At 49.2% G+C, this 24,874-nt stretch carries 29 protein-coding genes; all 29 read right to left on the reverse strand.

Annotation, left to right across the window (positions count from 1 at the left end):
- Positions 1 to 493 precede the first annotated feature (493 nt).
- The 29 genes from AAGJ81_09520 to AAGJ81_09660 all read right to left on the reverse strand — a co-directional run bounded on the left by AAGJ81_09520 (position 494) and on the right by AAGJ81_09660 (position 24,846).
- A complete protein-coding gene (locus AAGJ81_09520) occupies positions 494 to 1,249 on the reverse strand; it encodes a glycosyltransferase family 2 protein (GenBank protein MEM0966372.1) in 756 nt (251 codons plus the stop codon).
- Between the two features lie 100 nt (positions 1,250 to 1,349).
- Positions 1,350 to 2,309, reverse strand: a complete 960-nt coding sequence (locus AAGJ81_09525) for a sulfotransferase (GenBank protein MEM0966373.1) — start codon at positions 2,307 to 2,309, stop codon at positions 1,350 to 1,352.
- Positions 2,310 to 2,444: 135 nt separating this feature from the next.
- Positions 2,445 to 3,551 (reverse strand): glycosyltransferase family 4 protein, encoded by a 1,107-nt coding sequence (locus tag AAGJ81_09530; protein MEM0966374.1) that lies wholly within the window; start codon positions 3,549 to 3,551, stop codon positions 2,445 to 2,447.
- Entirely contained in the window at positions 3,544 to 4,152 is a 609-nt protein-coding gene (locus tag AAGJ81_09535) for a serine acetyltransferase (GenBank protein ID MEM0966375.1), read from the reverse strand. Before AAGJ81_09535 ends, AAGJ81_09530 begins: the two co-directional genes overlap by 8 nt.
- A gap of 149 nt (positions 4,153 to 4,301) precedes the next feature.
- The gene (locus AAGJ81_09540; GenBank protein ID MEM0966376.1) at positions 4,302 to 5,306 is read right to left on the reverse strand and encodes a glycosyltransferase; all 1,005 of its coding nucleotides are present in this window, start codon (positions 5,304 to 5,306) and stop codon (positions 4,302 to 4,304) included.
- Positions 5,307 to 5,333: 27 nt separating this feature from the next.
- Complete coding sequence (locus AAGJ81_09545) at positions 5,334 to 5,612, reverse strand: acyltransferase (GenBank protein ID MEM0966377.1); 279 nt, start codon at positions 5,610 to 5,612, stop codon at positions 5,334 to 5,336.
- 678 nt (positions 5,613 to 6,290) lie between these two features.
- A complete protein-coding gene (locus AAGJ81_09550; protein ID MEM0966378.1) occupies positions 6,291 to 6,491 on the reverse strand; it encodes a hypothetical protein in 201 nt (66 codons plus the stop codon).
- Positions 6,492 to 6,521: 30 nt separating this feature from the next.
- Positions 6,522 to 7,340, reverse strand: coding sequence for a hypothetical protein (locus AAGJ81_09555; protein MEM0966379.1), 819 nt, complete (start codon positions 7,338 to 7,340; stop codon positions 6,522 to 6,524).
- Entirely contained in the window at positions 7,337 to 8,071 is a 735-nt protein-coding gene (locus tag AAGJ81_09560) for an acylneuraminate cytidylyltransferase family protein (protein ID MEM0966380.1), read from the reverse strand. The genes AAGJ81_09555 and AAGJ81_09560 overlap by 4 nt, the downstream gene beginning before the upstream one ends.
- Entirely contained in the window at positions 8,068 to 8,844 is a 777-nt protein-coding gene (locus AAGJ81_09565; GenBank protein MEM0966381.1) for an aldolase/citrate lyase family protein, read from the reverse strand. The genes AAGJ81_09560 and AAGJ81_09565 overlap by 4 nt, the downstream gene beginning before the upstream one ends.
- Positions 8,844 to 9,311 (reverse strand): YhcH/YjgK/YiaL family protein, encoded by a 468-nt coding sequence (locus AAGJ81_09570; protein MEM0966382.1) that lies wholly within the window; start codon positions 9,309 to 9,311, stop codon positions 8,844 to 8,846. The genes AAGJ81_09565 and AAGJ81_09570 overlap by 1 nt, the downstream gene beginning before the upstream one ends.
- A gap of 86 nt (positions 9,312 to 9,397) precedes the next feature.
- Positions 9,398 to 10,156 carry a sulfotransferase gene (locus AAGJ81_09575; protein MEM0966383.1) on the reverse strand — a complete coding sequence of 253 codons (759 nt, stop codon included), beginning with the start codon at positions 10,154 to 10,156 and terminating at the stop codon, positions 9,398 to 9,400.
- A gap of 44 nt (positions 10,157 to 10,200) precedes the next feature.
- On the reverse strand, positions 10,201 to 11,493 hold the full coding sequence (locus AAGJ81_09580; protein MEM0966384.1) for an ABC transporter ATP-binding protein: 1,293 nt from the start codon (positions 11,491 to 11,493) through the stop codon (positions 10,201 to 10,203).
- A 443-nt stretch (positions 11,494 to 11,936) separates the two neighbouring features.
- Complete coding sequence (locus tag AAGJ81_09585; protein ID MEM0966385.1) at positions 11,937 to 12,788, reverse strand: ABC transporter permease; 852 nt, start codon at positions 12,786 to 12,788, stop codon at positions 11,937 to 11,939.
- Between the two features lie 261 nt (positions 12,789 to 13,049).
- On the reverse strand, positions 13,050 to 13,754 hold the full coding sequence (locus AAGJ81_09590) for a hypothetical protein (protein MEM0966386.1): 705 nt from the start codon (positions 13,752 to 13,754) through the stop codon (positions 13,050 to 13,052).
- 362 nt (positions 13,755 to 14,116) lie between these two features.
- A complete protein-coding gene (locus AAGJ81_09595; GenBank protein ID MEM0966387.1) occupies positions 14,117 to 14,560 on the reverse strand; it encodes a PIN domain-containing protein in 444 nt (147 codons plus the stop codon).
- Positions 14,557 to 14,811, reverse strand: a complete 255-nt coding sequence (locus AAGJ81_09600; protein MEM0966388.1) for an antitoxin — start codon at positions 14,809 to 14,811, stop codon at positions 14,557 to 14,559. The genes AAGJ81_09595 and AAGJ81_09600 overlap by 4 nt, the downstream gene beginning before the upstream one ends.
- Before the next feature lie 275 nt (positions 14,812 to 15,086).
- Positions 15,087 to 15,518 (reverse strand): TA system VapC family ribonuclease toxin, encoded by a 432-nt coding sequence (locus AAGJ81_09605; protein ID MEM0966389.1) that lies wholly within the window; start codon positions 15,516 to 15,518, stop codon positions 15,087 to 15,089.
- A gap of 54 nt (positions 15,519 to 15,572) precedes the next feature.
- Positions 15,573 to 15,818: a DUF2191 domain-containing protein gene (locus AAGJ81_09610; protein MEM0966390.1), complete on the reverse strand. Its 246-nt coding sequence runs from the start codon at positions 15,816 to 15,818 to the stop codon at positions 15,573 to 15,575.
- A gap of 300 nt (positions 15,819 to 16,118) precedes the next feature.
- Complete coding sequence (locus tag AAGJ81_09615; GenBank protein ID MEM0966391.1) at positions 16,119 to 17,213, reverse strand: NAD-dependent epimerase/dehydratase family protein; 1,095 nt, start codon at positions 17,211 to 17,213, stop codon at positions 16,119 to 16,121.
- A gap of 56 nt (positions 17,214 to 17,269) precedes the next feature.
- On the reverse strand, positions 17,270 to 17,446 hold the full coding sequence (locus tag AAGJ81_09620; GenBank protein ID MEM0966392.1) for a four helix bundle protein: 177 nt from the start codon (positions 17,444 to 17,446) through the stop codon (positions 17,270 to 17,272).
- Positions 17,425 to 17,619 carry a four helix bundle protein gene (locus AAGJ81_09625; GenBank protein MEM0966393.1) on the reverse strand — a complete coding sequence of 65 codons (195 nt, stop codon included), beginning with the start codon at positions 17,617 to 17,619 and terminating at the stop codon, positions 17,425 to 17,427. The genes AAGJ81_09620 and AAGJ81_09625 overlap by 22 nt, the downstream gene beginning before the upstream one ends.
- Positions 17,620 to 17,639: 20 nt before the next feature.
- The gene (locus tag AAGJ81_09630; protein MEM0966394.1) at positions 17,640 to 18,704 is read right to left on the reverse strand and encodes an NAD-dependent epimerase/dehydratase family protein; all 1,065 of its coding nucleotides are present in this window, start codon (positions 18,702 to 18,704) and stop codon (positions 17,640 to 17,642) included.
- 188 nt (positions 18,705 to 18,892) lie between these two features.
- Positions 18,893 to 19,222 (reverse strand): type II toxin-antitoxin system PemK/MazF family toxin, encoded by a 330-nt coding sequence (locus AAGJ81_09635; protein MEM0966395.1) that lies wholly within the window; start codon positions 19,220 to 19,222, stop codon positions 18,893 to 18,895.
- Positions 19,212 to 19,460 (reverse strand): AbrB/MazE/SpoVT family DNA-binding domain-containing protein, encoded by a 249-nt coding sequence (locus tag AAGJ81_09640; protein MEM0966396.1) that lies wholly within the window; start codon positions 19,458 to 19,460, stop codon positions 19,212 to 19,214. The genes AAGJ81_09635 and AAGJ81_09640 overlap by 11 nt, the downstream gene beginning before the upstream one ends.
- Before the next feature lie 231 nt (positions 19,461 to 19,691).
- Positions 19,692 to 21,929, reverse strand: coding sequence for a polysaccharide biosynthesis tyrosine autokinase (locus AAGJ81_09645; GenBank protein MEM0966397.1), 2,238 nt, complete (start codon positions 21,927 to 21,929; stop codon positions 19,692 to 19,694).
- Between the two features lie 43 nt (positions 21,930 to 21,972).
- Complete coding sequence (locus AAGJ81_09650; GenBank protein MEM0966398.1) at positions 21,973 to 22,356, reverse strand: four helix bundle protein; 384 nt, start codon at positions 22,354 to 22,356, stop codon at positions 21,973 to 21,975.
- A 503-nt stretch (positions 22,357 to 22,859) separates the two neighbouring features.
- Positions 22,860 to 23,639, reverse strand: a complete 780-nt coding sequence (locus AAGJ81_09655; protein ID MEM0966399.1) for a polysaccharide biosynthesis/export family protein — start codon at positions 23,637 to 23,639, stop codon at positions 22,860 to 22,862.
- Between the two features lie 61 nt (positions 23,640 to 23,700).
- On the reverse strand, positions 23,701 to 24,846 hold the full coding sequence (locus AAGJ81_09660) for an outer membrane beta-barrel protein (protein MEM0966400.1): 1,146 nt from the start codon (positions 24,844 to 24,846) through the stop codon (positions 23,701 to 23,703).
- Between the last annotated feature and the right edge of the window lie 28 nt (positions 24,847 to 24,874).

The raw sequence follows: 24,874 nt of genomic DNA on the forward strand, positions 1-24,874 counted from the left end.
TGAGGCAGATCTCAAATCATGCCCTCTTGATTTCTATGCTGTTGAATCAATCTCCTCTAAAGTTTGCGATGCGGCCGAAGACATGTTCGACCGGAGAACGGACGGAACTCTTGATCCCGTTCCATTTTTTCTTTTGGCGGGTGAGTCCGCGCTAGGCAGTTCCCTTTTCGCAGGCGAAGTCGTGAACGCCACAGCTCTTGAGGTGCTCTTTAATTGGGCTGTCCGTTGAGGCACTGTCGGCCCACAAGCCCACTCCTCGGTCTTCCTAAGAGAAGAGATCGTCGAGGGCCTGCGAGTCTTGAACAGCGGCGTGGGTGACTGTGAAGTCTTCCACGAACTTACTCACCGCATCGACCTTCGTGTGGTTCTTGTAGTTGTAGTAGTTTTGCCTGTTTTTCTGTGTCCAGCGCGCTTGTATCAGAACCTACCCTACGAACAGCCTTCGGACGATGTTAGTCGAAGCGCCCTTGTAGGATCCTAGGTTCGAAATCAGTTAGAAACGGCGCTTCAGTAGATAAAATGCAGCTGAAAGCCTAAAGAGTGCTGTTGTTCTATAATCAACAAGGATCTTCCATAACAGGGAATCGGGAAGCTTTTTGCTGTAAGAAAATTTGACATATTCAGCCTCGGAAAATTCTTGGAACTGTCGGTAGTTCTTGTGCCACACTCGACCTACATCTTTCAACAACCGACCTTGGTCTGATGACATTCCACCCATACAAAATGTAACAAATGCTCTGTTTAAAAAACACCCCCGCATTCCCTGTGCCACCGCTCGAAGCAACAGGTCGTAGTCGGCTGAAATTGAAAATCTTAAATCGAATCCTTTGAGCTTTAGTAATGCTGACCGGCTAAAAATGAGTGATTGGTGAACGACCGGCATACACATGAGTATTTGATGCAAGGAGCGTTTTCCGTTTATCTCCGAACCAGAATTAGACACGCGAACCGTTGGGGCATAAGCAAAATCAAATTTACCTTTACTTAGAGAATCAATACACCATTCAAGCCCACGACTGTCGTTAAAAAAGTCATCACTATTCAAGAATACTATATATTCTCCGCTGGCTAGTTTGATCGCTTTATTCATTGCGTCGTAGGGTCCTGAGTCTGGCTCAGAGACTACGAGCCTCAGGGATGACCTTTTCTGGTATTCTTCAAGCAGTTTTTGGGTGCCATCGCTCGAATTGCCGTCAATTACTATATGTTCCTTCGCTTTAAGCGTCTGCTTGGATACTGAATCCATCATCTCTCGAAAATGAGTCTTTCTCCCGTTCTTGATCAAATTGAAAGTGACTGTCGCCACGGTTACGATTGGTTTTTGAGGGGTCACGCGCGGGAGGTCTAGGCTAGCCGTAGAGGTATGGAGAGATTCGTTTGCCATCCATCACAAATCTCTGGAAGAAAAACTTTTTTAAACGGTGTTTTGAAAGATAGGCCATGTCAGTTAGGAGGCGCTCTTGTCTCGGATTACTTATGTTTCTAGTGTATTCATCAAAGTCGAATCCAGCGCTTACGTATGCTTCCTTTCCCAGGTTGCTTACCATCTCGCAGAACTGCTTGCGACGGACACTGTTACAAAGGTGTTTCCAGTTTGTTTGTCCTCTCGAGGGCTCTACACTTGAGAAAGCTTGTAAGCCAGTCTTGTCTCCAGTGGAGCCTTTAACGTTAGTTTCCCTGAAACTCTCGATCATTTTATCCTCGTAAGGGATTCCGAGGAACACACAGATTCTTTTTAACTCTGTGATCGGGTCTGCCATTAGGTTTTCAAAACGAATATGCAGACTGTCGATCAGTTTGTTATTTAGTAAAGAAATAAGGTTTGGGAGGCCGATTTCGAAATCAATCCTGTAGCGTTCGTAAGCCCACCTCCCTCGGCACCAAGTCTTGGACATTGAGCTTAAAATGGATATAGGCTCTCGCGTGAGTAGTATATATTTAGCATGAGGAAAGGCCTCTAGGAGTTCATCTTTCACCAATAGATTTCGCGGTGTCTTCTCGAGGAAATATCTTAAGGGCTGTTTGCGGCTACTACCAATCTCGGTCAACTCCTCGAACATTTCTGAAATCCTCGATAGGTAAATTTCCTTTCTTGATTTCTTCCTAGCAAGAAACTCAGAGATTGCTTGTTGACCGTTGGTATACCAAAAGTCAGACAGCGTGCTATCGTTTTGAAAAATATAGAGAAGAGGCAGCAGCATCCATGTCTCTGCCTCTGTGTGTACTTTGCTCGAACATCCAAGCATTTGCTGAACCAGAGTCGACCCGGACCTAGGCAATGAGAGAAGAAACAGTAAGCTATTTTCCATCTGGGGTTGCTTTGCTTACGCAGAGAGGTTCGGCGGTTTAATTTTCTCCGAGTATTTTTCAGGAGAGCCTATAAACTTGAGCGGAAACAGATTCATTTGGCTGGCTTTGCTGGAGATGTGTTTTCACCGCGATGGCTAATCAATAGTCCGGTAAAGTTCGAGATGTTCTCTTGCGATTGATGCCCAGTCGAAATTGCTGATCGCGAAACGGCGGGCGCTGTTGCGCTTGGGCTCCCAGTTCTCTGGTGCGGCTTTCAAACGAAGAACGGCTTCTGCCATTGCCGCTGCATCGCCGGAGGGGGGTAGCTCTGCGAAACTTGGATCTGTGTAGGCGCGCGTGCCAGGGAAGTCGTTGGTTATTATGGGGAGCCCGCAGGAAATGCCTTCGAGAAGCGAATTGTTGGCAGTGCAGGTAAAAAGAGGTAAAAGTAGGCAGTGGCTGCTTTGATAGGTCTCTACCAACTCGGTGTCGCTCAGACCAGAGAGGAAGCTCACTTGCTTAATTGCAGACAAGCCCTCGAACTCATCACCTTTGCGATGACGGGGTTGGATGACGATTTTGAAGCAGATCTGTGGATCTTTGGCCAGAATAATTCGAACCGTCTTCAGTAGTGTCGCATAGTCACGGAGATGACTTCCTGCAGTAATACATGTAAAGGGTTCTGCTGTTTGATAGTTTGCAGGAACGAAGAATTCATGGGCGACGCCATGCGGGAGAAAATGCACGGGGCAGCTAACCTGCTGCTCGAATTCTGCCTTTTCTTCGGGCCCAACCGTAATGATCGCGGATGCCTTTTTTAAAAATAAATAATCAACATTGACTAGTTTTCGAAAGGAAAGCGGCTTGTGAACTGTCGCTACGAAGGGAATTCCTAGTCTCTGACAAAGGCTTGTGGTGTAGCCATGTCTTGTATCGGCGAAAAGATGGTGAACGAGATCCGGTTTTATTTTCCTAACTGCCGACTCTATTCGCCGCTCGACACGATAGTCCCCATAGTTGTAGCCATCAAAGCAGGCATAAGGTGCAATCCTTCTTGAGCAGCTGTTAGGAAAACGATACCAAATACGCTTGAGTAGCTTCCCCTGTAGCCCGGAAAACGTACCCTCAAGTGTCCCCGAAACTTCATGGATTTCCAATTGGTGGATCTTTCTAAGCTCTCGCAACAAAGGAATGAGGCCACTGTGTTGACCCATCCAAGGATATGCTTCAACGATGAGAAGCGTTTTTATATTCCTATTCATAGTGCCCCAGAGGCAGATCAACTTTTCTGCCGTTCAGCCGAACTATTCTTCCAGGGTTTCCCACAACGACAGAATTTTCTGGAACGTTTCGATTAACAACGCTTCCAGCGCCGATCCATGCCCCATCGCCGATAACAATATTTCCAAAGATGATTGCACCGGTGTGGATCCTCACGTTGTTGCCGATAGTTGGGTTTGAATCTGGTTCAATGCTCCCGTAACCTATCGTTACATTCTGATTGATTTGGCATCTCTCGCCAATTGATTTAGCCACGATTTGGGTGGAATGCCCATGTTGTATAAATAGCCCTCCACCGATCTTTGAGGTGTGAATATAAAGATGAACCAGACTTGGATACATGATACGAAGAACCCTCACGATTAATTGAACACGGGCTCCTCCTTTTCGAGTTCGATAATAGTAGATCGAACGAAATTCTGGAATCCTACGAAAATACCACCATATCGCATCCGCGCTTTTTATCTCGTCGGGCGGAGCATACCTTTCTTTCCAGTAATCGATATCCTTTATTACATCGCGACTTACTCTTGCTGCTTTTGCTACGCGGATAAGAAATTTTGAATGTAGAGTATCCAACATCTTTTGGCGTTTACTCTTCCCAAGTGCCTTTTCCTCAGGCCTTTCTTGCCTGCAACCCTACGCAAATCGAACGTAGATCGAGTTTCCCTATGACTAAAAATCGTGATCTAACTACGGTATCAATCGGGATGTTGGTCCGTGTGGGTTTTCTAGCGAGAAGCTTGAAGGACTCTATCATGTAATTCTGAACGGGATAGCGGAAGTTCGCTTTGGGTTCTTACGCCTATTTTCCTCAAGAACCGACGGCATAAAAAACGAATTGTGTTATGAGGATATCGAAACACGGCACCAATATAATTACGTTTACCCAACTGCTCTCCCACCCACAGGTTTTTGAAAAAATTATCTATTCCAAATAGTCTCTGAGGTTGGTTGGCTATGAGTTGGGGAAGCGTAGAAAGTTGATCTCTCATGATTTTTAGCAACTGTTCCAACCGCTCGCCGTCACTTGCTGAGGCCGTTAGTTGTTCATCGTGAACTCTCCAAGTGGCTAACTTTTTTGATAGGTATACGGTACTTCCTACCGCCGAAATGCAAATTCCCCATGCAAAGTCTCCGTGCGTACCATAATTAAGAGGAAAGGGGCCTGATTTCGCGTAGGCACTTCTCAGGAAGAGAATTTGGGTGAGCGAAGAGTAAATCATTCCAAAAACATAATGTGCAATAAGGTCGTACGGGACGTTTCTAACGTGTAGGTGATCTAAGTTGGTTCTTAGATGTGTCGGAAAAGCTGTTTTTCTCCACTGCTTAGACACCGGTAGTGGTGAACCGTCTTTGTCAATTAGTTCGAGTTCGCATTGAGCGATTGCAGCTTCCGGATGGGACCGTAGTGCGCCTTCCAGTTCTTCAAGACAAGTAGGTTCCATTGTATCATCGCTTGTAGCGATGTAAACACACGCTCCCTTTGATTTTTCGATACCTGAGTTAATTGCATCGTAGACACCTCGCGGGGATTCTCGGTACAGATGATACCGATGATCCTTTTCAGCCTCCGCACGAATTGCTTCCCACGAGCCGTCACCAGAAAAACCATCGACGACTATCACTTCATAAGTCTTAAGAGTCTGTTCGCGAATACTACGGAGCCGCTCCCCAATGTAAGGATGCGAGTTCAGGTTCGGAAGGATGATGCTAACTGTAATTGACTCAGGCAAGGTGCGGAAGGAGTAAGAACTTGAAAACTAGCAAAAGCGCGAGTAGCGTCCTCCTGGCCTGTAGTTATAGGCGACGGAGGCATCCCGCTCCCTGAGCTTTTTGGCTGGAATTCCACCGACTAGAGCGTAGGCGGAGACGTCTTTGGTGACCACGCTACCAGCGGCCACCACTGCGTACTTGCCAACACTTACACTGGGTAAAATGATCGCTCTTGGTCCTATCCAAACATAGTCACCGATTATCACTTTGTCGCCCTTGAGAGCAAAGTTTGCTGTGTTGTAATCATGAGATAGGGACCAGATCATGACGTCGCTGCTTATGTTAACATTCTCACCTATTTCAAGGCCACTGCGAGCGTCTAGGACGCAGCCGTGTCCGATTGATGTGCCATCCGCAATGCTCAATTTAGAGGGGGCCCTAACTTCTAGGCCGGCGTACATAGCAACAGATTTACCAACGAACGCACCCTTTCTTCTCAGGACGAATTTTCGGAATCGATGTGAGGGGAACTGGAGCAACGCTTTGAGGGAAAAGAAAGACAATCCCTGATAAGTGCGAGAAGATCTTATCTGTTGGGGCTTGTCATATTTGACCCAGTTTATTAGCCTGATGAGGTTTCGTTTCATCAGCAACCGTTAAGGTAAGGCCTTCCACTCGACAATCTGTCGTGTGACGCGGGCAAGATTTCCACTGATTAGGCAACTAGAATTATCAAAACTTCTAGTCATGACCGAGCCCGCAGCAACGCCGCTATTTTGTGGAAAGTGCGCACCTTTTAGATTGATGCAGTTTGCACTAAATCAAGAATAATCACCAACGTGCAAAAGAGAAGTGTTTGTTGCACGGGAATCTGGATCGATGGTGTGCAAATCTGTATTTCCTAAGGTGCAGTCGAAACTGATCGCCGCGCTTTAACTGATCGAGATATGCGTTTTGCATACAATTTTGTTCTCGAATGTGTGAAGGCAACTCGAAGATGAAGTTCACCATCGTCCATGATGTTCGAGTCCATAACCAGAAACGATCTCGTTATGTCCTTCAATGATGACTCTTCCTCTGATCCAAAACATCGTTCGAGTGTCAGCATGAGGAAAGTTGACGAACGACTTGCTGACTTTTAGACGGCCGGAACCTGTGACTAGCTTTATGCCGACCAGCTTTACGTGTTTTTCCTTCTCAATCATACGTGACGTGGATCGTATAGTGGTTCGTGCTTACTTTCGCTTGGCCTGATCTAAGGCCTGATCGAAGGAGATTCGCGGGAAGATCCTGCATTTTCCTTTTTCAGTCGCATCGTAGATGGCTCTTCCGGACCTTCTGAAATAAAAATCTGCCATGCGATAACCCAATTCAGAGCCTTCCAGATCCGGCAACTGCCAATTCATGCCTTTGAAATAATTTGGATCGAAATGGTTCGGGTCGTCGTTTTCCATTTTCTGGAGTTCGTTAGTATTTCCTTGGGCCTTAAAGTTATGATCCATGCCTAGGATGAAGACATTCTGAAATCCGAAATAAAAAGCCATCTGAAGCGCGACGTAAGTAACGGTATAGGATTCATTGAATCGGTCATTCAAGCCTGTCGCAAATGCGGGGATGGTTCTTTCGGCAAAGAGAAGGTGGATATTTTTCGGGAGGGAGAACCTGCCAGACTTGAAATCATCTCTAAAGACACGTGATGTGCTGTGATGCGAAAGAAAAGTCGGCCAAGGCGTTTCCCGAAAACGGTCGAATCCCTGCTCAATGACATGTCGATTCACCGCTACTTGGAAGGTTAGATCTAGGTTTCTCTTGTCCGTTAGCAGGTAAATCTTGTTGAGGCCAATGATGTGGTAATTTCTAAGGTGCTCAGTATCTATGTCATTGAGCGAGGGGCCGTTGCAGAGAAGGAATGCGTCTTCGCCCTCATATTTTCCGGTAAAAGTGTCCGTCCAATAGGCGAAGTGCTTTTTCCAGTAAGCGTAAGTCTCTACGTTAGGTTTTCGGCGTTCGATCTCCCAGTCTATTCGCTTCTTTACTTTCTCGGCGAATTTCATCGTGCGACTCTCTTTTGACGCACTGAATGATCCTGGTAGGATAACGCAACGTAATGGGAGAGGGCGATGATTTCGGCAAGATGCCACCCTGTAGCATCATCAATATCAGCAGATTCGAGATGCGGGGTCTCAAACATTTGAGGTCTAGCCCCGATTCGAGCACCCGTCTCCGCAAAGCTACCACGATTAAAAATATAGAGATTGGAGTTTTCCTCATACCAAGGCTCTAAGTCCTGAGTGCGAACTAGATTATCGGGATCATGATTCACTGGACTACCATCTTCGCGGTAGAACCGGGTCTGATATCGGTTCACTGAAAACAAACTGTCGAATCCATCTTTCCGACTCTGCAGATAAGATTCGTAAGCGGCCTGTATCGTGGCCGCTCTAAGCAAAGGATTTGTCGTATGCGTCATCAGATAGGTTGCCGAGCGAATAGCATCCAAATCGTCAGCCAATACTCTATTCATACTAACCATGTCCCCGCAAATCTCTGGCTTACGATCTCGTATAAGAACACGTTTAGAATCAGTGAGTCCGTTCTCTGCGAGTATCTCACGGGCATCTGTATTGATAACGACGAGATCGATTTCTTCGATCTCCAGCAAAGTGTCGAGTATCCAACGAAACAGAGGGCGACCCGCGAAATTACGAAAATTCTTCCCTTTGACACGGTCGCTGTTTGCTTTCATCGGAAGCAAAGCGATTAGGCTGTGCGACTCTTGGGTCATCGGTTTAGTTCATTTCTTATGGTTGCCAAGCCGTCTTGACAGGCTGTTGTGAGCATCGTGATGTCCAGACTGTATGCTATAAAGCGATAACCGTCATGGTAGCAAGCAACCGCTTGTTCCGGTGCTGGCGCAACAACATGAAGACCCGGCACTATTTTGTGTCGCTCGCATGCATTAAGAATTTCATCGCGCGACCTGATGTATTCAGGGTGTTCGAACTGCCCTGTGAGGCCCATAGACGCAGTTAGATCATATGGGCCAATGAACGCAGCATCAACGCCATCTACAGACAAGATAGCATCAATATTCCGAACCGCTTCGATGTGCTCAACTTGCACCGCCAATAGAATATCATCATTGGCGCGTTCACATTCATCGGCCAAACGCATCCCGTAGTCATTAGCACGACAAAAACCAACCCCTCTCAGGCCGACAGGTGGATACTTCGTAGCCTGCACGAGCAATTCAGCCTCTTCTTTGGTCCGAACCAGAGGCGCAACGACACCTTGCGCACCAGCATCAAGGTAACGTTTGACCAAAGCATAGTCGACTCCATGTAATCGTACAATAGCGGCACAATTTCGGTTCCCCGAACGGATTGCTTGAAAGAGTTGCTGCGTCTGAGGCAGGTCGACTGCAGAATGCTCTGCATCTACGCAGATAAAGTCAAAACCGGCGGCAGCCATAAGCTCGGCCACAATCGGGCTACCGGAATTCAGCCAACTACCGATAGAAGGTTTACCTTGGAGAAGGCTCTCTCTTAAATTAACCATTACATGAGAAGATCGATATCGATTTTCACAACTAATTTTCGGACTAGTGCGGGTTCTTGAAGCGCGACCTTAGGACGTTGTGCGTCTCCCGGAAAGAAGACGCAAAAACCACTTCCGCTTATTCGCAAAGTGCAGGCTTCAGCTGCTGGCTTATGAAAGAGTAAATCCTTATCCGGATCATATTCGCCATCACTTTCCAGATTAGCTCGATTCAGATAGTCGATACCTTCCAGACCCTCTATTGTGTATTGTAAATCAACGTTGCGTCGATGGCTCTCAAAACGGCAGTTTTCACGAGGCTCAGTGGCATACGACTGGACGTTCACAAACATTGATTCCCCTCTCAATTGATGGATGCCGAGTTCGGAATTCGCAGCGTGCTTCTTGATCCAACCGAAGGCCTCCGCCCATATCGGCCCAAGCAAAAAAGACTCAAGTTGGGGATCGTTTAGATTTGCTGGAATCATGGCGTAGAGAAGGAAGTGTGTGGTTCCAGTCCCTACTGGGCGTCAGTGAACCTCTAGAATTCTTGAGCCTGTAGGCGAATCTTGATTTAAAAGAAGTATTTATAATATGCATCGAGCATTCGTATTTTAAACTTAAGGTAAGGATTTACTTTAAGTATATTTTTTAACTGCTCTGTTGAGGTTCTGAATTTTCCTCTTGTGCTGTGGTCGCGGAGTAGTCTTTTTTCAAGATCGGATAGATGGCTATTTTCCCACCTTACTCTTAAGAACTGTGCAATTTTGAGATTCTCTTCAAAGAAGTTATTGAGGTAATTTTCGTAGTTAGTTTTATAAATTTTTAAGCCATCGATTTTTTCCAGGTGCTTCAAGAACGAAAGTTCTCTTAAGAAGTGTTTGACAATCTCAGAAAAACTCATACCCCAATACCAGTGAGCTCTCTCCTGGTAGTTTATGAATGATTGTATTGAAGACGAGGGCTTTCTGGTCATCACGACTACAGTTAAGTTAACTTCTGTTGTTAGAAGATTTAGAATAGATGCTTTTGAGAAGTTTATAAAATGGGGATGAATCTTTTCTAACTCGTATATTGGATTGCATTTTTCTTTTAGTAGAATGTTTTCCATGTATCCATACTGATTAGGATTGACTTCTAAATGATCAGATTCAAAACCATTCTCTTTGGTGAGATCTTTTGGGTATCTTCTCCTAGCGTTATCTGCACCCAGTAATCTAAAGTTTTTCCAACTATGCGAGACTGTGATAGACTGATTTGAGCGAAGGACATCGAAGAGAAGGGTGCTTCCACTTCTTTGTGTAGTGACTAGTAAAAGTAATTTAGTTTTCACAAGAGCGGGAGATCAAAATTATTGTTCTTTCCAAAGACTAGAGTTCAATCATTTCGGAACTCTTCGATCTTTGCTTTCATTATTGGTGTGTAGGGTGCTCCGTGCCAGCCTTCCCCTTCAATTTGTAACGTCATAGCTTTGTGTATCATTGAAATGTGATATTTGTATAGTTCATCTTCGAAAAGATTCAAATTAATCCAATAACACCCTGGACATAAGTTGATGTGTTCAAAAGAAAGTGATAGATTAATGTCCGAGTCAGGAATTTTTTCGTTGATTCTCGTTCGTGATTGCGCCAAAACTTCACCTCTTTGATTTTCAAATCCAACTTGAATGGCTTTTATTTGAAATGAACTCCGGGAAGTAATCGAGAACTCAAGATTGAGAGGATTATCGAACTGTGTAGTTACTGAATTCGCGCATGATATACTTAGCAATCCTGAGGCCTTTTTGGTTTCTTTTTTCGGTTCCATATCGAGTATGGAATTCGTATAAAGATCTAGTATTTGTTTTGTTTCGCCTGTTTCTTTTATTCTCCCAGCCTCTAACCATATTGCCCTTTCGCATATCCGGGAAACTTGGTTCATTTGATGAGAAACGAAAATAACGGCGGAGTCTTTTAGTAGCCGGGAGACTCTCTCGAGGGATTTGGCCCTGAAGGCTGCATCTCCGACGGCAAGCACTTCATCAAGAATGAGAACATCAGGTTTAGCCATTATTGCGATGGAGAAGCCAAGCCTTATTTGCATGCCTGAGCTGTAACTCTGCACTGGGGTATCTATAAATTCTTCGATCTCAGCAAAGGAAACAATTTCATCGAAATTTGATTTGAGCTCATTTTTAGAAATCCCAAGGACTGAACCGTTAACGTAAATGTTCTCTCTACCCGTCAGCACCGGATTGAAACCCGCTCCGAGAGCAATCAGTGCCCCGACTCGTCCTCTCATGGTGATTTTTCCAAAATCCGGCTTGATCAGCCCATTGAGCATTTTTAGCAGGGTGGTTTTCCCTGCTCCGTTGTGACCGATCAGGCCGAGGCACTCTCCTCTGCGGAGCTCGAAGGAAATCCCCTGATTAGCCCAGAATTCGCTTTGCCGAAGGGGACGGGGCTCGGGTGACCTGGTGGGGCTTGTTTGGACTCCTCCCCGTTCCTCCGCAGAAGTCCCCGGCTTCCTTCCCCAAGCGAAGAGGTCTCTTGTCGTGTCTTTGAGGCCATACCAGAGGGACTTTCTTAGATCCCGGCAGAAAATCTTGCCGATATTTTCGACTTTGACGAGGACTTCGTCGGTCGACTTCGCCGATGAGTTTAAGTGGTCAGTTGAAGTTGAGGATTTCAAAGCGCTTTAGTGATCTCGAGGAATGACTGTCAGACTTCAGATGAAACCGGAGTTTTAACCTCTAGCGACTTGCGGAGACAAGGAGTATGCGTGCAGTTTCGCGAAAGTTATTAATCTACTACTTTGCGATTCGGATATTAAAATAGGAGAATTACTGTCCTATCATTTTTCGCGTGCTATTTTCGCCTACCGACCCTTGAGCATAGCAAAGAAAATATTTAAACTCCAGTGCTCTATACCTTTGGCAACGTTTGACAGAACTTAAAGAATTGAACGCGTGGGATGGTTTCGGAATCCAAGGATTTCTAGAACTTCCTCGACTCAAAACTTCGACCGACAGATCTGTAGATCTCTGCGAAAGCTTTAAATTTTCGAAACTGGAATCTTGTGCTGCTACTTCAACATCAACTTTTCTCTTAGACAAAATGCCTCCCCGGCAGCCTCTACATCCCCATCCTTTCGATAAGGCGGGGCATTGAAATGTGCAGGACAGTCCAAGCGATGAGAAGCAGAACGAAAGCGGTGAGGGTGATGAGGACACTTTCGGAAAGATAAAGAAGCGGTGATCCCGTAAGCAGCTCCCGACCCGTCTCCAACAGGTAAGTGGTCGGATTTAATTTGTGGACAATGGCTAAGATTCCTGCGGTGGCGATCGGATAAACGACCGGAGCCGCATACATGAGGAATTGTCCCAGAACCTGCAGGCCACGCCCAATGTCGGTGTAAAGTAACCCTATGGGAGCCAAGAGGGTGCCAAAGGATGTGCCAAGAAGGACGATAGCCAGATACGCTACGGGAAAGAAAACAGCTGTCCATCCCGGTATCAGACCTACAAAAGCAAAGACTGGAATCAAAAGGGTTAAACGAACAGCAGAAATGACAGAAGTTTCCATGATCCCGGCAATCACTGGTGCACTGCGGTGAAAGTTGATCTTCGTAAGCATGGACTTTGAGGTCTCCAATGCTTGTATTGGTTTGAGCATACCATCCAAGAAGGCTTGCCAGAGGAGAGTGCCAATCATGACAAAGGCAGGGTACGGGATTCCAGTTTCGGCCACACGAACCACGCCGGAACGATTCAGGAAGAACCAAACCAGAGTGGTAGCAATCGGTGGGAATAACAACCATGTGTAACCGAGAGCGCTTTGTCTGAACTGTGCTTTGATGTTTCGCTTGAAGAGCGCGAAGGCCAGCTCGCGGGACCCTAACAATTCATCTTTTAATTCTGTAAAAAGGCGACGTTTGTCCCTAAACAGCGAATCGGGACTATAGGTGGTTACTGGGAGGTTGGGCATTTTTTGGTGAGACGGTCAGACGGTTAGTCAGTTAGACGGTGAAAGCTGAAAGAAGAGAGCGGTTAGACCCTTCTACGCTCTGCGAGCTACGCAGGGCAAGCGGTGAGTCGGTTAGTCAGTGAGCCAGTCAGTCAGTGGGGAGAGTTGAGAGCAGTGGGACGGTTAGTCAGTTAGTCAGTGAGTCGGTTAGTCAGTGTGGAGAGATGAAAGCTGAAAGTTGAGAGTCGAGAACAGTGAAACCGTTGGATGTAGTATCTGAAATCAGGTTTTGGTGCGTAGTTGGTGAAGTTCTTTGATCAGGGGTGCCCAGTAGGCTTCGTCTGCAAGCTCTATGGATCGCCGTTCTTCCTGTAGTTGAGTTCTCGCTCTCTCGGTTTGCTTTTGGAGAAGTGTTGCGAGAACGGGTCTGGATTCGCTTAGTTCCCCGCTTTGGACCGGAAACCTCTCTACCAGAGAACTGAGAAAAGAGAGATCGAACGATTCGGTGAGCCAAAACCGTATTGATGGCTCATCCGGTTTCTCCGCGTTAGCGAGGTAGTGCGCCTCGACCAAGCGGTTCGTCATTGGCCAATCTTTGTCTCGCTGCGTTCGCTTTGCGGCTATCAAATCGCCGATTGAGAGAAGATCTAACTCCAGATTTTCAATTGTGAAGGAGGTTCGTCTTTCCCATAAAATCTCGAAAGAATCTACTCCCCTCATCCGGGTCATAATGTCGATCCGAAGCCGATGCATTTCCGGGAGATGGGATCGGAAATGGACGGCATGACCCCGCTCAAGATACTTACGTTCGAAAGGAGGTACTGCGATTACAGTGGCATTCAGCTCGGCGAGGGCTTTCCCCAGGGAAAAAAGGTTCTCTTCGTCGACTTGAATCGCCAGGTCAAGGTCACGACTGAATTCGGCTGCTCCGTAGAGCACGCAGGCTTGGCCGCCCATCATCAGCGAGCGCACGCCATTCCGCTTCATCGAAGAAAGGGCTCTGGTAATCGGGGTCGGGATCACAGCTGCCTCCCATTGCGATGAATTGGGGCCAGAGGTCCATGCTGGCTTTGAACCGTTCGGTGGGTGTCATGCGGAACCATTCAAGCCACTCGTCTGAGGTTTCCATATCTACAGTGAAAATAAAACAATTGCATGTCCGAAAATGCCAGTTGGATATCGGTGAAACGGTTCTGAATGTGAGAGCTGAAAGCGGTGAGTCGGTCAGTCAGTGAGACGGTGAGTCGGAGAAAGTTGAGGGAATAGCCGGGAGCGGGAAACGGTGAGGCAGTTGGTCCGCGAGACGGTCCTTCAGTGAAGAACTGAGAGTCGAGAGCGGTTATTCGGTATTACTGTTCCAAGAAAGGGTTCCAGAGCTTATCAAAAGGAAAGGAGACAAAGTCCTTGGTGTTTGCGGTGGCGAAGTGAGTGACGCCGTTATGAAGGAGGGTAACCGCTAGTCTGGTATCAAAGATGCGCCTTCGGGGTGGGTTTTCATCGGAGAAAGGGTTCTTCCAGATTCTATCCATCAAACCGCCAGGGTAGTCGACGAGCCGCCAAGAGGAATTTGTGCGAAGATGGTTGATGATCTCCAGGGCCCGCTGGTGGTCGAGAGGATTTCGACAAATGGCGGGGTTTCTCAAAAGAACATAGGTCTCGACCAAGGTCAGCTCGCACAAAGCCACCGACTGAGATCCGGTTTGAAGATCTCCAAGGAATCTTCTGGCGGCGGCGTGATCGGGATGGGTTTCTTCGAGCGAGGGAAATAGAACATTCGTATCAAATGCTATCATTTCATCCGACCTACGGCATCGATGGCGTGTTCTTCCCGCCAATTTTTATCCGCAAACGGATCTTTCACCAGACCGACGGAGACGGTCGGCAAGGTCCAAGGCTCTTTTTGCGCGGAACGATTGGGGTAGGAAGGGATTATTCCTTCGAGTCCGCGGCGGACCACCTCAGCAAGGCTCATTTCATACTGCTGAGAAATCCGCTTCGCCTCATGGTATAGAGTGTCGGGTAATTGAACTTGTGTTTTGATCATGATGGCAATTTACAACCATTGATTAATTGTGTCAAATAGTTGAAAACTGAGAGTTGAAAGCTGAAAACGGTTAGACGGTTAGACGGTTAGTCGGTCAAACGGTTAGTCGGTGAGTCAGTAAGTCAGTGGAGAGCTCACAGTGGAGAGCTGGTAGTGGGAAGGGTGAAGTCTGAAGGGTTAAATTGTTTCGAATATCTCTCAATAGATTCAGCGAAATGGTTGGGAATGAACCGCTTGTTGCTGGCTGTATCTTCGGTGCTGGCTCACCGGTTACCTCACGGTCGTAGTGGATTCACCCACTTGATAGAGGTGAATTTTGCGAAGTCATGGTCACTTGAGTAGAGTGTGCAGCCGTGGCTTTTACAAAGGGCTGCTAGATGTGCGTCCGGGACAAGGTTTGCAGTTGCTTGCGCCTCCATGAGCAGTTGGCAAAATTGTTTCCAGTGATCATTTAAAGGGTGGATTACCCGGACACAGGGTTGATCTAGCCAACTATTGATTCTTCCACTGGCCTCTTCGAGGCTAAGGGGTGCTTCATGAATACGTGGGTTTGTACCGATGCGAAGATAGGCATTGATGACTTCCCAACAGAGGCAGACTGCTGCGGAGCCACTAAGTGCCGTATCCCACCAATGTCGGGCTGCTTCGTGATACTGTGACTCGGCATCTTCCGCATACAGGAGCAAATTTGCGTCTGGGAAGATCAAAACCGTACGCGTAGGGAGTCGAGGATATTGGGACTGTAAGGACTGAGGAAAAAACTAGCGATAGTCCTCCCGCTCGGTTTGAGCTAGCAGGTCGGCAACATTGTCGTAGTTGAGTCCGCGCTTCAGGCCAAGCGAACGCGCTTTTGTCCTGTAGCGGCGGGAGGGTCTAGGAGCTGTGACTTGGTCGATTCCACAACGGAGTGCTTCGTTTATTAGTTCTTTGAAAGTCATTCCAGTGGTTTGTGTGGCAAGCTTTGCTTTTTCTGCAACGTCCGGTTCGATGGTAAGCGTCGTTCTCATATTTAACATCATGATGTTCTTGGATCTTGCGTCAAGATGATTTAAGAAGTTTGACGGGGGAAGTTTGAAGAGTGAAGCAACAGGCAAGTTGGGGTAGGTGTGAAGGGCGAAACAGTAGGAAAGCTGAAAACGGTGAGACGGTGAGACGGCTTGCCCTGCGTAGCTCGGAGAGCGTAGGGGTGAGACAGTGAGTCGGAAAGGGGAAAACTGAAATCTGAAAACTGTTGGACGGTGAGACGGTGAGAGGGTGGGGAGAGTAGAGAATCGAGAGCTGAAATTTGAACGCAGAAGTGGAATGCTTCAGAGGTCGGCCAGAGCGGATTCGTTTTTGCGGACCCAGGCGTGGGTGTCGGTGACAATGTCGCGGACGGTGCGCCGGGGAAAATTGGGAAGTTCTTTGTTACTGGATACTTGCTCTTTGTTGATCGAGGCGAGTTTCGCGCGTAGCTTGCTGCAGTCGGCGAGGAAGATGCGGAGGTCGTTGGGGCGGTTCTCGGGTGCGGAGTTGATGTCGATGCGATTACCGGTGACTTCTTCGCAAAGGCGGGTGAGTTCTCGAAGGGATGCGGAGCATTCAAGGCCGCCTGCTACGTTACCGAGCCAGCCGTCCCAAGCTTCGAAGTTGCGGACTTGTTCGACGATCAGATCGGCAAGGTCTTGGACGTGAAGCATGTCGCGCACCTGCTTGCCGCCGCCCCCGTAGCCAATGTAGGAAAGGTTGCGTCGGAAGTGGTGGGCCATGACCCAGAGGGCGACGACGCCTTGATCGACCTTGCCGAATTGCCAGGGGCCGGCGATGACGCCACAGCGGTTGACGACGGCGCGGAAACCGAAGCTGTTGCGGTACTCCTCGATCATCTGCTCGGCGGCGAACTTGGTGAAGCCATAGAGCGAACGGGCACCGGAGAGGTCGATGGTCTCGGCCACGCCTCGCGAACTCAGGCCGGGTGTTCCCTCGTCATCCCATGCGAATCGGGTTTCCTCTTCGCGCCAGGGATGGCTTTCCAGTCGGGCCACCGGATAGACGCGGCTGGTCGAGAGGAAGATCATCCCTGCGTCGTGGCGGCGGCAGGCTTCAAGGCAATGATAGGCCCCGACAAGGTTGGTTTGGAAAAGGTAATCCGGGGATCCGTCACGTCCTGCCAGCACCGAGGGCTCCGCCGAACATTCGATCATCAGGTCGAAAGGATCTTCCGGGAATGACTCCGGATCGCGGATATCTCCCTTGTGGAAGCGGATTTCTGCCGCTTCGAAGCGTGGAAGGTTCAGTTCGGACCCTTTGCGATAGAGGTTGTCCATCGCGGTGATTCCAACCTCCGGAAACGCATCGCGGAGGGCGAGGCAAAGGTTCGAGCCGACGAAGCCAGCACCACCGGTGATTAAGATGCGGTGTATCTTGATAGTTTAAGTTAAAGTGAACGATTTGGAAAAAGTCGTTTTGGGTTTAGGGGCTATCGTCCCAGGGACTTAGTAAGGCCCCAGAGCATTTTTGAAATCTCCCGTGATTCGGAAATCCAAGCTCTCGCCTTGTCAGATGGAAGATAACCTAATCTTTCTGCAATGATTAGCTGAGTTCTAAGCTCTCCGCATGAACCACGGGCATATCCTAGAAACTGTTTGAATTCGATTTCCCAGTTCGTTCTGCCCCTTCAGCGATGTTTGATGGAACAGAAACAGCAGATCGAGTGATTTGATCGCGCAATCCCAAATTCTTCCACTTCTCAGCTGCTTCGCAAACGCTGAAGGCGAGATGAAGGCTTCGTCTCCAAACTTCAAGATCTTCGAAACTTTGGGTTCCCACTTAAACTTAAACTCTCACCTTCAACTAACACTAGAACCACTCCACGCCTCGACAATCTGACTGATCGTCTCTTCGAGACTAATGGTGATATTCCAACTGGGGTAGTGCTCGTGCATCTTGGCTAGATTGCTGATGTAGCAAATGTGATCGCCGGAGCGGTTTTGGTCGCTGTATTCGTAGGCTTGGGGCTTTCCGGTGAATCTTTCGGTGATTTGGAAGGCTTCGAGGATGGAGCAACTGTTGTCCCGGCCACCCCCGATGTTGTATACCCCACCGGCGCGAGGGGCTTGAATGAAGGCGTCGATGAAGCGAGCCACGTCTTCGCTGTGAATGTTGTCACGGACTTGTTTGCCTTTGTAACCGAAGACGGTGTATTCGCGCTCCTCCAAGTTACACTTGACGAGGTAGCTGAGGAAGCCGTGTAACTCAACACCGCTGTGGTTGGGACCCGTCAGACAGCCACCTCGCAGGGCGCAGGTCGGCATCTCAAAGTAGCGACCGTATTCTTGGACCATAATGTCGGCCGCGACTTTCGAGGCCCCGAAGATCGAGTGCTTCGCCTGGTCGATGGGGAAGTCTTCGGGAATGCCTTCGGTGTAAATCGGATCGGCATAGTCCCAGCGAGTTTCCATTTCCTTGAGTTTGATCGTATTGGGGCGGTCGCCATAGACCTTATTGGTTGACATATGGACGAAGGGGGCCTCCGGGCAACTCCGGCGTGCGGCTTCGAGCAAATTGAGGGTGCCGACGGCGTTGGTATCAAAATCGGCAAAGGGGATGGCGGCTGCACGGTCGTGGCTGGGCTGGGCTGCAGTGTGGACAACGGCGTCTGGTCGAACTTCGTTGACCAAATTGAGCACGTCGAGTCGGCTACGAATGTCAACTTCGTGGTGGATGAACTGTTTCCCGAGCAGTTTCGCGAGACGGCTCTGATTCCATCGGGTATCCCCCTGAGAACCAAAGAATACTGCTCTTTGGTTGTTATCGACGCCATGGATTTCCCATCCTTTTTTCGCGAAAAAGAGGCAAACCTCGGAGCCGATTAAGCCGGAGGAACCAGTGACGAGGAGAGTTTTGACTGACATCTGTGAGACCGCTTGCCCTGCGTAGCTCGGAGAGCGTAGAGGGGTGAGACAGTGAGGGGGATAGTCGAGAACTGAAAGTTGAAGCTGGTGGCAGTTAGACCCTTCTACGCTGTGCGAGCTACGCAGGGCAAGCGGTTAGACAGTGGGGAACTGGGAGTTGAAAGTGGAAAGCTGAGGGCTCAATGGCCCTAGGGGGATCCGTACATTTCTACGATTAGAGATCGGAGGGCTGAGGTTGTTTCAGCATTTGCTTGGTCGATTTTTCTTCTAAGGCGCCTGCGGCTAATGGTGCGGATCTGATCCACAGCAATTTCAGAGCTTTGGCCGGCACAGTTCATCTGAATACGTGATCTCCATGCTGGGTGGATCTGAGACGTGAGTGGACAGACCACTATCGTATCCAAGTTTTGATTCATTAAGTCGTCACTGACAACGATTGCAGGACGAGTCTTTGCCATCTCCGATCCAATAACTGGATTTAAATCCACCCAATAGATTCCATATCGCTCAATCTTCATTCGGTATACCGTCCTCGGACAAGGTATCCCAAGAAGACCAGTCTTCCTCAGACCGAGCCATCTCCCGGTAGGTAGATTCCCAAGTTGTCTTAGTGTTCGTGAGAGGACGCAGAATGATGGAATCAGGGGTCGTTTCCATCTCTAGAGCATCTGAGATTGCATATCGCCCGAGCAATTCTTTGCTTAGTCGGATCCCTTGAGAATTACCGATCTTGGTGAGCTTTGTAGTCGTTTTCATGGGTAATTACGGTAGGTACTAAAAGATGGGCGTCAAGGAAGATACTTGCTGGTGACGCTGTTGGTCGGTGAGTCGGTGAGACCGTGAGTCCGCGGTAAGACGGAGTAATAGTTGGATATGTGGTGTGGTTGCGAGAGTCACGGATTGATTCCGAATTCCAACGTGGTGCTTTCTAATTGTTCTCGATTTCCTAACCGCTTCACCGACTTACAGTTTAACCGACTCACCGGTTCACCGACTAACGGTCTCACCGTCACCTCTCGTTTCCGATGCGTAATGCTTCTGATACTTCTTTTGATAGGTGTATTTGTAGTTGTAGCCGTATCCGTAGCCACCGTATTGGCCGTAACCGTAGTTGCCGTAGCCGCTTTGTCCGGCGGTTGGGTTGGTGGTTATCCCGTTCAGGACGACGCCTACTACAGGGGCGCGGCCGCGGTCGAGGAGGGAGATGCCGTGGCGGGCGGCTGCGCGGGCCACCTTTTTCTGGCGCGCGACGTAAATGGAGGTGTCGGCGAAATCAGCCAGAAGGGTGGCATCAGGGAAAATCCCTGCCGGAGGGGTGTCGAAAATGATGATGTCATAGGCTTCCTTGAGGTGAGAGATAAGAACGTCAAGGGCGTCGCTGGTGAGAGCCTCGGTCGGTGACTTTGTCGATCCTCCTGCCGGAAGGAGGTCCAGATTTTCCGCAATGCGCACCACGTTCAAGTCGTCCGATGAAAGGGGATTTGGCTGTTGATCCTGGTTTCCTTTTTCCTTGCGTGATCGCAGCCAGGAAAGGAGACCTTTCTCATTGGACTGGTCCAAGTAACCGGCGAGGCTGGGGCGACGAAGGTCAGTGTCGATGAGAATCACTTTCTTGCCGTGCCGGGAAAAGATCTCGCCCAAGTTAGCTGCGACAAATGTCTTTCCTTCAGAGGGGATCGTGCTGGTGACCACCATTGCAAAAGAGGAGGGCAGATCATCTTTCAAATGAAGGTTGCTGTAAATATTGCGAAACGATTCCAAGATTTCGTCTTTTTCATCGAGGACACCCCGTGTGATCGTCTTGGAACCTGCGTTTTCGATTTCTCGAATCTCACCAAGCAACGGCTTCTTCAAAACCCTATCAATATCCATGAAGGTGCGAATCCGATTGTCGAGAAACTCCAGACCAATGGGAATCCCAATCAAACAAATCAGGAAAATGATGGTCGCCGTTGTAATCGTGTTGCGAAGTGAGGGGGAAATAGGCGAACCGGGAGGGGTGGCCTCGTCCATGATCCGCAGAACCGTCGTGTCGAGCTGGGTGGTGACCTGAGTTTCGTTTAGACGATCGATGAGCCTTTCGTAGGTACGTCGCTTTGATTGCACTTCCCTTTCCCGGACTGTATATTGGATGGCCAGCTGGTCGAGTTCACGGGCGCGGTTCTCCACGTCGGCGATTTTGTCCAAAAGGATGGCGATCTCCGCATCAGTTCCCTTCTGAGTTTCCTGCAGTGTTGTTTGCCGCCTTTTGGCCGCCGCTTCCAGCTGCCGAAGGGTGGCACTTACCTCGTTTGCGTTGGCCACCATCTTCGGGTGGCGTTCAAGGTAGCGTTGAGAGAGGATGTCGCGTTCCTGCGAGAGACGATCCAGGTTGGCGACGACCTCAGCGATGGCTTCGTTGTCCACTAGCGCGGGAATCTTGGACAGTGCAGTTGGGTCTGTTCCCGCCGATTCGATTTGGGCCAGTTGCGATTGGAGGGTGACGAGCCGGATACGGTTGCTGTTCAGAGCTTCGTTCAACCCTTGGAGTTCAAGGGAAACGACTTGTTGGTTCTCCTCGATAGAGATCAAATTGTTCTCGCGGCGGTAATCCTGCAAAACCTGCTCACCGGCTTCGACATCCTTGCGGGCGGCTTCGACCTGTTCCTCGAGAAAGGTAATCGCGATTTCGCTCGAACTTGCCCGGAGAGCCGTTAGGTAGCGAATGTATGTCTCTGCAAATAGATTGGGAACCCAAGCGGCTACTTGCGGGTTGGGGTGTGTTCCGGAAAAAACGAGAACTTGCGAGCCGCTTCGACTCGAAACCGAGAACGAACGCCGCAGCACTCCGATTGGATTGGGAACCTGTTCCGGGTTGTCCGGGTTAAGGTAAGGCGCGACCAGTTGCTGGATTTGTGTTTCGCTCAGTTCCTCGGCAACCTGTTCGGCAAATTGCTGACTCCGCAGACGTTCAAAGTGGGTGTTTATGGCTATGTCGAGCCTCATGGCGCGCGGGTCAACGACATCCTCCATGTTGGTCAGAACCCGATCCCGATTCATCTCGGCCATTACCGTTGCGCTCGCCTTATAGATCGGGGTCTCCTGCATCTTCCAAAAAGCAAATGCCGCCGCGAGGACCAACCCCACCGCAAGTCCAGGGAGCCAGCGGTAGCGGAGGATGGCGATGATGTCACCGATGGAGAAAAGCGGTTTTTCGTTTTCTAGTGTAGATGTTGGCGATTTCATTTGGCGGTTGTTCGGTGAGACGGTGAGACGGTTGGACCGAGTTCTATTTTTTTCGTGGGCTACAGAAATTGTTGGAGGTCTGGATCATTTTTCCGATTCTGCGGCCTAGGGTGTCACGCTGCTCTTTTAGCTTTTGAAAATCCTCGTCAGATAGGTAGCCGCAGGATCTGGCCGTCCTTAGCCAATGGCCGGTTTCTAACAATTCGCTGTCAGAATCGGTTAGTTTGCTGTGGAAATGTGCTGGATACTCTCGCTTTGCCCAAGCTTCGGACAAGGAGGCTCCAACAGAGCGCGAGGAGCGTCTGATCTGATCAATGAGGGAGTAACTTTCTTCTCGAGGCCAAGATTTAGACTTCTCAAAAATACTCTGCTGAAAATCAAAAGCCTCCCGATAGGTGTCGAGGTCTTCGATTAGGTGGATTTTCATGAACGGGTTGTCGGTGAGACGGTGAGGCCGTAAGACGGTGAGACGGTTGGGCGGTGAGGCAGTTAGACGGTGAGTCTGTGAGTCAGTGGGGGGGTAAAGCACTGAGTCGGTTAGTCTGAGAGTCGGTTAGTCAGTAAGAAAGTTGGGCGTTGAGCAATTGGCCTAATACAGATGATTTTGCCGACAAAAAAGCTGCTGACTCACTGATTCACAGACTAACCGTCTCACTGATAAGCCGAACAAGCTACCGCCCTTGGTCGGCCTTGGGAGTCGATTGGAAGGTGGCGCGGAGCGCGGGATTGGACTGTTGGTTCCCCATTCGGGCGGAGGGGTTTTCGGTTAGTCTGTTAGACAGTGAAACGGTAAGACGGTGAGGCGGTTAGACGGTTGTTAGGCGGTTGGTCTCTGAGTCTGTGAGACGGTTAGTCTGTAGTGAGTAATTTTGCCTATTTATTGGGAACACTCCTTTCTTCGTCTTTGGTGGATTTTTTCCTTGTTCCCCCTTAGAAGAAGCGACGAGGGACGTAAAGGATGTCGCCGGGGTAGATCCGGTAACGGGTGGTGGCGAACCCTTCTTCATCGTCGAAAAGGACATCGTCCATATCGACTTCTTCCACTTTCTCACGTCCGTCCGGTTCGCTCTTGCGGGTAACCCGGACGGAAGACTTCCGCGCGAGATCGGTAAAGCCTCCCGCCATCGCTATGGCCGCTTCGATTTCGACGTAATTTGCTCCAATCGGAAGCTCGAAGGAGCTCGGGGAACCGATTTCGCCCAGGATGGTGATCCGTTTGGGTGAGAACTCTTCGATCGCGACGAAAACCGCTGGTTGGCGAAGAAATTTCTGCTCGACGTAAAGTCTTTCGAGGTTGTCTTTCGTCTGCTCAATGGAAAGTCCGGCAACCTTGACGGTCCCCAGAAGGGGCAATGTTATCTCCCCGCGAGAAGTAATCCGCTGAGCGGAATCGAGTTCCGGCTCGTCAAAGACTCGAATCGCGACTTTGTCGAAAGGAGCCAACAGGTAATTCTCAGTTGGTGGCTCGACAATTGGTTCCTGCGAACTTTCTGTGACCGGCTCTAAAGTTCCGTCCCCTGTGAACGGGATAGCGTCCGAAGGAGTTTGGGTGGCGTGCATAATCACTGGGAGTGAAATGCAGAGGGCGGACAAGAGAGCCTTGAAGGTGCCGAAATCTCCAATCCTTGGAGGCACTATTGTGACCCCAAGTCCCTTTTGATATGAACCCGCTGATTCCCAATTATTATACAACAATTTCTTCTCACCCATGTTCAAAACAATCATCAAACACGCCGCCCAAGCTAAGGGCGTCTCAGAACGAAGCAGTTTCTTAGAACGAAGCAGAGGCAGACAGCGTAGCGCTGAAGACATCATAAGTGAAGAAATCCTCGTTCGAATCGCGGTCAGCGTAGCTGAGTTGAACACCTACGGTTCCCCAATCGGTCAGTTGGTAGCTTGCTCCGCCAAACACTTCCCACTGCGTATCGTCGCGGTCTTCTTGGCCGGGAACGGTCGAGACAAAATTGTCGTCTTCAAAACTGAGTCCCACATTGCCGCTCAATTGATTGGTAAAGGAATGATTGAGAGTTCCAGTAAGAATCAACGATTCCTGTGACAGGTTAGACACGGTAGTTGTGTAGTCGTATTTCCCGGTCAGCGATACGCTGGTCAGCGAGTCGATGGTCCACGTCAGACCTGCTCCGAAGAACGGACGGACTTGGTCGTCCTCGTTCGCGTTGTCAAAAGACCTCTGTTGGACACCCGCTTGGAGATTACCGACTAAGGTCGGCGTAAGGTCACCGGTAACTCCTCCAATCAGCGCGATGTCATCGGAGTCGTTGGCCGCTTGGTTCACGTCTGACACCTCGGTTCTGCGGTAGCGAACGCCCAAGTCGAATGAGAGTGCTTCGGAGTAGTCGTAGAAGCCTCCACCGCCAACAGTGAAGGTCTCGGTGTCTCCGAAGCCAGAGGTGTCGGATACGGATGTGGCATATCCCGCTGAGGCACTTACTCCACTGATGTCGCTTATGTAATATTTGAGCGAACCATTCACGTTGAAATTCCCGGTCTCGAGGATGGTTCCGACTGCGCCACTAGCCTGAGTTTCCTGGGTGTATCCGATCGAGCCAGAGGCACTTAGAGGCTTTCCAGCGTAGGCACCGCTTAGGTTGGCGAATAGATTCGCCGAGTCGTTGTCGTCGAAGTCGACATACTTCTGAAAGTTGACTCCAGCAGTCCCATCGAGCGAGACCAAACCCTTGTCTCGTGCAATTCCGACGAAAGGGGAGAGGTAGAAGATTGTGTCAGAATCTTCATTGCTGTTGAGGAATACATTGTCGGTGTATTCGACGGCTCCAGAAACCCCGGCATAGAGATCAACGGCGTTGCCGATCCCCTGCGCATGAGTGAAGCTGACTCCAGAACAGCCGATGGCAATGCTGGAAAGAGAGACGGTGAGACGCTTTTTCGTTTTCATGATTTTAGTTGGGTTGTGTGCAAAACTG

It is taken from the genome of Verrucomicrobiota bacterium (assembly GCA_038744685.1).
Classification (GTDB): Bacteria; Verrucomicrobiota; Verrucomicrobiia; order Opitutales; family Puniceicoccaceae; genus Puniceicoccus.